Annotated in this window: 8 protein-coding genes and 1 pseudogene; 4 read left to right on the forward strand and 5 right to left on the reverse strand. The window is 42.6% G+C overall.

Annotated elements, in window-relative coordinates:
- A partial coding sequence (locus BP896_RS00005; RefSeq protein WP_291764410.1) for an ABC transporter permease occupies positions 1 to 954 on the reverse strand: 954 nt, incomplete at its 3' end.
- 337 nt (positions 955 to 1,291) lie between these two features.
- Between BP896_RS00005 and BP896_RS00010 the strand changes: the two genes are divergently transcribed.
- Positions 1,292 to 2,752: an MFS transporter gene (locus BP896_RS00010; protein WP_291764411.1), complete on the forward strand. Its 1,461-nt coding sequence runs from the start codon at positions 1,292 to 1,294 to the stop codon at positions 2,750 to 2,752.
- Here the strand turns inward: BP896_RS00010 and BP896_RS00015 are convergent.
- Positions 2,724 to 3,350: a site-2 protease family protein gene (locus tag BP896_RS00015; protein WP_291764413.1), complete on the reverse strand. Its 627-nt coding sequence runs from the start codon at positions 3,348 to 3,350 to the stop codon at positions 2,724 to 2,726. The two genes, BP896_RS00010 and BP896_RS00015, sit on opposite strands and share 29 nt — an antisense overlap.
- 46 nt (positions 3,351 to 3,396) lie before the next feature.
- Positions 3,397 to 3,750: a hypothetical protein gene (locus BP896_RS00020; RefSeq protein ID WP_291764415.1), complete on the reverse strand. Its 354-nt coding sequence runs from the start codon at positions 3,748 to 3,750 to the stop codon at positions 3,397 to 3,399.
- 359 nt (positions 3,751 to 4,109) lie between these two features.
- Here BP896_RS00020 and BP896_RS00025 point away from each other — a divergent pair, with 359 nt between their 5' ends.
- From BP896_RS00025 to BP896_RS00035, 3 genes are all read left to right on the forward strand, one after another.
- Entirely contained in the window at positions 4,110 to 4,958 is an 849-nt protein-coding gene (locus BP896_RS00025; protein WP_291764416.1) for a hypothetical protein, read from the forward strand.
- A 42-nt stretch (positions 4,959 to 5,000) separates the two neighbouring features.
- A complete protein-coding gene (locus BP896_RS00030) occupies positions 5,001 to 6,059 on the forward strand; it encodes a DUF711 family protein (protein ID WP_291764417.1) in 1,059 nt (352 codons plus the stop codon).
- 63 nt (positions 6,060 to 6,122) lie between these two features.
- On the forward strand, positions 6,123 to 7,508 hold the full coding sequence (locus BP896_RS00035) for an acetyl ornithine aminotransferase family protein (protein WP_291764419.1): 1,386 nt from the start codon (positions 6,123 to 6,125) through the stop codon (positions 7,506 to 7,508).
- A gap of 15 nt (positions 7,509 to 7,523) precedes the next feature.
- Here the strand turns inward: BP896_RS00035 and BP896_RS00040 are convergent, their stop codons facing one another.
- Positions 7,524 to 8,135 (reverse strand): hypothetical protein, encoded by a 612-nt coding sequence (locus tag BP896_RS00040; RefSeq protein WP_291764421.1) that lies wholly within the window; start codon positions 8,133 to 8,135, stop codon positions 7,524 to 7,526.
- A 158-nt stretch (positions 8,136 to 8,293) separates the two neighbouring features.
- Positions 8,294 to 8,974: pseudogene (locus tag BP896_RS00045) on the reverse strand (ABC transporter substrate-binding protein); the annotation flags it as partial.

Raw genomic sequence — 8,974 nt, forward strand, 5'->3', positions numbered from 1 at the left:
ATTACCCAAAATAACAGCAATAATGATTACTAGGAATGAACCAATGGTCAGTAGGTAGTCTCTTGAACCTGAACCTATTGCTAAGACGTAGCCTAACCCAGGTATTGCGAAGGTTGATTCAATAAATATACTGCTACCAAACATTAAACCGTATGAGTATAGTAATGCGGTTAACTGTGGTAGTAGGGCATTCTTACCAATGTAAGTTAGGGTAATCCTCTTCTCAGGTAGGTTCCTAGCCTTAGCCACAAGCACGTAATCCTCCTTGGTGATGCTTATGGCTAAACTCCTAGTGCCAAAGACCCATCCTGGGAATATGACTAAGTAATAGGTTAAGAGGGGTAGGGCTAGGTGACGCATAACATCTAGGATGAACTTCGCTGTGAAGCCTGGGGTAACGTTTGAGGAGTAGGCTCCAGCTATGGGGGCTATCTTCAGGAGCACGCCGAATATTATTATTAGTATTAAGGCTAGGACGTAGGCTGGTATTGACTGGAAGAAGGATAATGTACCGTTTATTAGGCCATCCACTATACCTGTCTTGGATGCTGCGTAAAGCCCCAATATATAGCCTGTGGCGAAGGCTAATGTTAAGGATACTGCAACCAGTAGTATTGTCCAGGGGGCGGCTGTGGCTATAATTTTAGCCACTGGTGCCCTGTATATTAGTGAGTAGCCTAAGTTACCGTGGAATACACTCCACATGTAGCCAGCCCAACTGACTATTGGGTTAACGTTAGGGTTATAGCCGGCTAATGCTGCTGCCATTATCTTAGCTTGCTCATAAGGAATACCCTTCTGCAGTAGGCCCACTAGGATTATTTGGTATGGGTTGCCTGGCATTGCGTGTATTAGGAAGAAGGATATGCTTATTGCGAAGACTAACTCAGCGAAGACAATAGCTATACTCTTAGCGGCCCATATTGAGGTATTTATTACGTCTCTCCTAGCCATAAAATATTTTCAGCTACCTCTCCTATATAAGTTTTTCCCATAATGCACCATTAAGCGAATACCATGAGTCATATTTAACTCAATTTTACTCAGGTAAATAAGTATCACCTACTATATGCTGACAAATAACCGTACTATTAAGTACGCTGATAACTAACCTACCCCTATATTAACATAGTATCAAATATGGTTTAAAAGGTAAGCCTCTATTAAGGTTAATTAATATTAATTACCATATTGAGCCTAGGTATGGCTATTGAGCCGAATTAGTATTCGGCTAAGCCATGGGTTAATTACTTGCAAAAAATTAATATATTAGCCTCAATAAGAGCCTTCTATGAGTCATACTTCTCATGTTTTAAGGAGGTACTTACCAATATTAGCCTTCATTTCTGTTTTAACAATGTACATTGAAATGGCTGTACTCCCCTCAATATACAGGATTGAAAGTGAGTTCAGTGTTTCAGCATCTGAAGTTTCATGGGTTTTATCCGCTGAAACCCTAGGTGGTTTAGCCTTAGCACCTGCCATAGGTAAGTTGGCTGATGAGTACGGTAGGAAGAGGGTACTCATGATTATCCTAATAATATACGCAGCGTCAGTGCTCCTAACCAGTATTTCACCAAACTTCTTCACCCTTGTGGCTTTCAGGGCCCTGCAGGGTATTGGCTTGGGAATAAATCCAATAGCCTACACAATATTGAGGGAAAGGTTGCCTAGGGAACAGTTACCCATGGCTCAAGGTATTATAGCATCCACCTTCGCAATAGGTGCTGCAGTTGCACTACCCATAGGCGCATTCATAGCTCAATACTATGATTGGCAAACAGTATATTGGACTGCATTACCCCTCCTAATTGCTGCGATACTAATTGCCTATAGGGTGTTGCCTGATTCAGTAGGTAGTATGAGAAAAGAGCCTATTGATTTAATTGGATTATTTTCCCTATCCTTAAGCTTCCTTATAATTGGGTTAGCATTAACGTACGCCCACCAGGTTGGTTGGACGTCACCAGTGACGTTAGGTGGAATAGTAATGGGTTTAATAGTGTTTAGCCTATTCCTAAACCACTCCAGGAGGATTCCCAATCCAATAATTAGCCTGGAGGATTTCTCAAACCCTAATGTGGCTGTTCCCCTTCTCGCATCATTCGTATCTGGGTTTGGGTTATTTCTACTTTTCCAAGCCTTAGTATACTTATTTGAGTTACCTAGACCGGTAGGCTTCGGCATGGATATATTATCCACAGGTATTACCCTAGCCCCCATAAGCATAATAATGCTGATTATTGGGCCAGCCTTCGGAGCATTATCAAGTAAAGTGGGTGTTAAGCCCATATTAATAATTGCACCATTAATTGCAGCCCTCGGTTCACTGCTTCTGGCTATAATGTCGCTGGATTACTCTTTAACGGTAGCTGATGTTATGATTATCCTAGTAATCACGTTAATTGGCATTGGTGGTATGATGGTGACTAGAATAACCATACTCATGATGTCTGCATCAGAGAAGAGGCTTGCCACCATAACTGGAACCAATACTACAATGAGATTAATGGGCAACACCCTTGGCCCAGTGTTTGCAAGTTCAATACTTGATACGTATAAGCAAGGCGTGTTAATGGGTATGTTAGGTAACTTACCGATACTGTATATGGTTCCGTCAAGATTATCCTTCTACTACATATTCATATCATCAGCAGTATCATCAATAATAACCGCGTTAATCGCGTTGAGGGTGAGGGAGACTGTGAGGGGTGTGGGTAAGGTTAAAGTAAGTACCCTAGTGCAGGGATAGAGACAAGTATTGAGGATACCATAAGCGTTAACCATAATCCATACCCCCTATTCTTAACCACCTGGTAGCCGTCAAGGGGTGGTATTGGAAGGGAGTTGAATAAGGCCAGGATAGAGTTGAGGATATATGTTAAGCGTAGGGCCAGTAATAATGCAGTATTATTAACCATGAGCAGGGCTAATACGTAGAATAACGCAGCCATTATTACATTAGCCCCTGGTCCAGCTAAGGCTATGAGGGCCCTGTACTTACTATTCTCCTTACCCAGTATGTTGGGTCCAATAGCCACAGCCCCTGGAGCACCCATCATGAATGGTGACCTAGCGGCTAAGCCTATTAAGGCCGTTACGAGAAGCATTACTAAGCCGTATCTAACAAGCCTAAAGCACGCAATGTAACCAAGCCTCCTGGCCACGTACCTATGCATTAACTCGTGGGCCATGAATGCAGTTATAGCAACCAGTAGTGAGGCTAGGGAAATAGGCCCCAGTAGGCTTAAGTTAGCTAACCAATACTGTGAGAAGAGCATAAATGATGCTGCGAATACTGCTAAGCCTGAGATAACCATGTCCCTATGTTCAAGTAGGCATAGGCTCACTGAACCCCCCTTGAGGCGTTGAAGCCTTATTAATATGGTTAACTCCCTAAATTAACCTAGTTACCTTAACTAAGTATTGCTTAGCCAATTCCTCAGCCCATTGAGGCAACTTCACGCTACTTAATGCTGCATCAACCAACTGCTCCACTTGACCACACTCATACTCATCATTAATCTGCTCCCTGCAGAGTTTAACAAGGTACTTGCACCTGGCTTCAAAGAGGCTACGGCTCATCTTAACCTTAACGCAATCGTGATTATAAGTGTACCCCAACTTAAGGTCCCTTAAGTGTAGGTAAAGGTGAGCTGCAGCTCTACCTAGGTCCATTGGCCCAGGCTTAACGTAAACACCCTCCTTAACCGCATAACAGCTTCCCTTACCCATGTATATGTTAACCACATGCTAATTAACTTATTACCCTTAAAACACTTACTCAATGACCCATGAAGCATGCATTAAAGCGACTTAATTTTAATTTAGGATTAATTATAATCATTAAATGNNTTTAAAGGCTACTTTTTGCTGCCTCTGTATATCTTCTGGTTCCTGGGAGCTAAGAGTAAGGGGGCTACTCTTGGTGAGGGGTAGGGGTAATTGGGTTGGAGGCCCAGCCCATAGCCACATTGGACGAGCTGTGAGGCAATGAGGATGAAGGCAGTAAACCAACCAAAGGCAAACCCAACCCTAAAGGGCAGGGAGGAGNNAGCCTTCAGTAACGGTAAGTTAATATACTATATCTTCGCCACCAGTGAGTGAGTATGAAGAGTGTAAGGAGGCTAAACCCAGTGGTGAAGAGGGTTCCGGTTGACCCAATTAAGTACTATGACTCAGTGGGTGAATTAATGCTTGACTTCATGGTTAATAGGATTACTCAAGTCATAGTTCAGCAGTCCAGTGGTGTTAGGTTGGTTAGGAGTATTGAGGGTAAGCCAATAGTGGTAAATAGTATTAATGATTTGAAATCCTTAGTTGCTCAAGGTGGGTTAGACTTCATGGCTTCCGTTAAGCCAATAGGCTCAAGTAATGTTGATGTTCTAGTCGCTGACATTAAGGTTAAGCAGGTAATGTTCAATACACCTGAGGGTTACTTAATCATGCACATAGCCTCCAATGCAGTTAGGCTGGGTTTTGAAGCTGTGGGTATTAGTAGCGTGTTAATGTACTTTGACGGTATGAATGGCTTCAAGGTTTTCGCTAGGCTTCATCAACAGAGCGCTATTGATTTGAAGAACGCCTCTAGGTTACTTAAAATTATAATGGACGCCGCTGAGAGGGCTATGAAGAGGTTCAGTAAGTTTAGTGGGTTAATGAGTAACGTGACCTTAGGTGTTAATACCTTGAGTAAGGTTAAGGCCTTTAGGGTACCATTATCAATACACTGGTCAACTAAATTATCTGCAATACCCATACCACACTCCTGCGTTAAGAACTTCTCCCTAATGGATGCGGAGCCTATTAAAACCATGAGTAATCCCAGTGCGTACTCATTCATGAGGAATCTTAAACCCAATTCAATGGACTTAACTCAACTACTGGCTGATGAGGATTACGTATTAACGTATAGGATTAAGGCATATATACTTAGTAGTATTAGGCTTGAATGCTGAATGTGAGTTATACTTAATAACTCCTAACTGTAATTAACCTACATGAGGATTAGGGCAGTGACCTTATTCACGGATGACTTAGCCTCATTACCTAACCTATTGAATAGGGTTAATGCAGGTATTAGCGTAGTCTCTTCTAAGTATGGTGTAAGTATTGTAACTAAGAGGGTTACGTTACCATTTGTAGATAACATTAATGCTGCTAAGGAGCAGCTTAGAATACTTAAATCCATAGCTGCCAGGAGGGGTTACGTTTACTCAGGCTTAAGCCTAATGACTCCCCTAGACCCCTTCACTGTAGTTAAGTTGATTACTGAGTATGATACGTACTCCATGGTTTGGATGCCTGAGTATGATGATGAACTAGCCAACTTCTACATTAACCTACTTAAATCAATGGCCTCTGAGGAACCCTTAGCGGCTAGGAAAGTGGCGATACTCCTAGGTGATTTAATTGAAACCCCATACTACCCAGCATCAGTTAACGTTAAGGGTGGTACCGGGTTATCAATAGCAATACTATACGCCTCAGACCTACTGGAGGGCGGAGACCTGCAGAGGAAGTTAAAGGACCTGGTGGGTAAGGCTAATGCGATAGGTGAAGAATTGAGTGAATTAGCTGGCGTGGAGTACAGGGGTATTGATGCTTCACTATCCCCCTGGGGTCAGGACTCTGTGGTTAAGGTAATTGAGAAGGTGGGTGGGTTAAGGTTTGGTGAATTAGGAACCATGGCAGCAATCGGCTTCATTAATAGGTTAATAAGTGAATTACCCTTTAATAAGACTGGCTTTAATGAGGTTATGTTACCGTTGGGGGAGGATAATGAGTTAAAGGAGAGGTTCAATGATGGTTTAGTTGACTTATTTAAATTAATATCATACACCCAGGTTTGCGTGGCAGGTATTGACATGGTTCCAGTACCGGTTAGTGAACTTGAGTTAAGTAGGAACCTACTCCTCGATTTAACTGAGGTGGTTAGAGTTAAGGGTCGTTCACTGGGCGTTAGGCTTATCCCAGCCAGGGGGACTAGTATGGATTTGGGGGAGGACTTCGGTAAATCCCCGGTCATTAGCCTGTTAACAGGTAGGGTTCTTAAATAATGCTACATAGGTTATATACCTTATTATAGGATACTTTATTAAGCACCACTGAGGTAGCCAAGTATGCCTAACTGGTACTGGGATGTTAAGCCAAGTGACGCCCCAAGAATAATAGTGGAGCCCCCTGGGCCCAGGGCTTTAAGTATCGTTAAGAATGATGAGTCATTGATAATGCAGTCCTTTGGGCGGTGGTACCCCCTGGTGATTAAGAGGGGGGTTGGCCCAATCATTGAGGATGTTGATGGTAACTTATACGTAGATTTTAACTCAGGCATTGCAGTTATGAATGTTGGGCATTCCCACCCAAGGATTATTAAGGCTATAAGGGATCAGGCCAGTGAATTCACCCACTATAGCTTAACTGACTTCTACTATGAGTTAGCGGTTAAGCACGCTTCAATGCTCATTGAGATAACTCCAATAAGTGGTGGGAAGCGCGTGTTCTATGCTAATTCAGGCACTGAGGCTATAGAGGGATCCCTTAAGATAGCTAGGGGTTTTTTCAAGAATCAGAGGCCTTACGTTATGGCTTTCCTAGGCGCGTTTCACGGTAGGACCTACGGCTCAATGTCCTTAACCGCCAGTAAGCCTATTCAGCGATTTGGGTTTAACCCAATGATGCCTAATGTTATTCATGCTCCATACCCATACCCATACAGGTGCCCCTTCGGTAAAGGGCTGAGTGAGGAGGAGTGTGGTGAACAGGCCTTATCATTTATTGAGGATTGGGTATTTGGTAGGCTAGTTGACCCAAGTGAAGTGGCTGCAGTCTTCATTGAACCCATTCAAGGTGAAGGCGGTTATGTTGTACCACCCATTAACTTCATGAGGGGATTAAGGAAGATTACTGAGAAGTATGGCATAATGCTTGTGGCTGATGAGGTTCAATCAGGCTTCGGTAGGACTGGTAAATGGTTTGCAGTGGAGCATTTCGGTATTGAGCCTGACTTAATAGCCATGGCTAAGGCCATAGCAGCCGGCTTACCATTAGGCGCCATTGTTGGTAAGGCTAACTTAATGAGGCTGCCTAAGGGTTCCCACGCCAATACATTCGGCGGTAACCCAGTGGCCTTAGCTGCAGGTATTGAGGTGATTAACGTTATTAAAGATGAGGACCTGCTTGCAAATGCCTCAAGGGTTGGGGATTACATTATGAGGAGGTTTAGGGAGGAGGCTAGTTCAAGTAGGTTAATCGGTGATGTTAGGGGGCTTGGGTTAATGATTGGCGTTGAGTTAGTTAAGGATAAGGTAAGTAAGGAACCAGCCATTAAGGAATTAGGGGAAGTATTGATGAGGTCATTTAAGAGGGGGGTAGCCGTAATAGGTTCAGGTAAGTCAACGATAAGGATCGCACCACCCCTTAACATACCCATTGAATTAGCGGAGAAGGCAGTTGACATAATTATTGAATCAATAAGGAGCGTTGAAAGGGAAACCTTCCCCTCTTAACACTTTAAGGCACATTTAATCCTTAGAGCTGGTGCACTTAATAACTACCTTAGGTTTAGTTAATGCTATTGCGTAGGCGTCAGCTACATCGTCCATTAGGCCATTCGCGGATACCCAGTTCCTTAACCTGGAGGATTCAAGCTCATCAATAACCAGTACATTATCTGTTATTGAACATAAGTCGCTGATACTTATCCCAAGGAATCTACGTGCCGGGGGTGAATCACCTATAGCCACTCCACTAAGCCTACCATTAATCAGCTTAATTAACTTAATTAGCTTAACTGGGGTTAATATATTGCCGATTAAGGGGGTATTATCATAAACTAAAACAACACCAGTCCTTTCCGTACCATAGTCAATACCCATTTTAATAAGTTCATAATTAAGCATATTAACCATAACGTTGGTTAAAATACCCATAAGCTCCACAGGCTCAACATACCTACCCACCCTCACGCAATTACCTGAACAATCAGCATCAACGTAGTAATCCAGTATGCATACCTCATTACCCACAGCCCTAATTACCCTGGAGTCCGCATACTTAACACTAATGGGGCCCGTTACAATACTACTCAACTCATTGAACACGCTTCTCCTACCTATGAACGAGACCTCCAGCACTAAGCTCTTATTATGCAGTGTTAATTTTAAACATTTTTACTAAATAACGCATAAACCTGAAGTTAAGTTTAATACATCTTAGCTAAAGCGTATAGGTGCAATGGCTTGTTAATAATTGAAAAACTGATTTTTAATGATTTGAATTAAGGGCTTTAAGTTTACCTTCTTCTCATTAATATTATAGCAACAACAGCCGCAATAACAACAACCACCACTACAGCCACCACAGCATATATGATATACGATGGCGTAACAACCTTAGTCACAGTACTTGGGGTAGTTGTTGAAGAAGTAGTTGTAACCGTAGTTACGGCTGAAGGCGACTTAAATGACACATGCGTTAATAATGCGGTCCAAGCCTCTGTCTGAATACTAGGTATGTTATCCCATATTGACGTATCATTAATAGGCCAGTTAACGTACTGAGTATTTAGGAAGAATATTTCAGTGTTCCTATCAATCTGTATGAATGGTACGTAGTGGTTCCATGCCCACATTGATATTGCGTAGCATGAGAATGTCTTAGCTGGGCTTATGAAGTACTTATAACATACCTGTAGTGGACTAACTTGAGTTCCATTAGGCAAAGTAATGACCATATTCCAATGCGTTGCGTTAAATGGGTATCCTTGATAGTAGGCTGCTGGTATTGGGCCCTCTGGGAAGAATGATGGTAAACCAGGCTCAGGCGCTCCATCGTAGTATAAGAATATTAAATCATACTGCCCCTTCTGAATTATAGTACTGAATTCTGAGCTTGGGTAAACAGTTACAGTGGTTGGTATTCCGAAGCTTGTTAATGCATTAGCAATACTGTTAACCAAAGCCAACTGCGGTGG

The organism is Caldivirga sp. UBA161 (assembly GCF_002506515.1).
Classification (GTDB): domain Archaea; phylum Thermoproteota; class Thermoprotei; order Thermoproteales; family Thermocladiaceae; genus Caldivirga.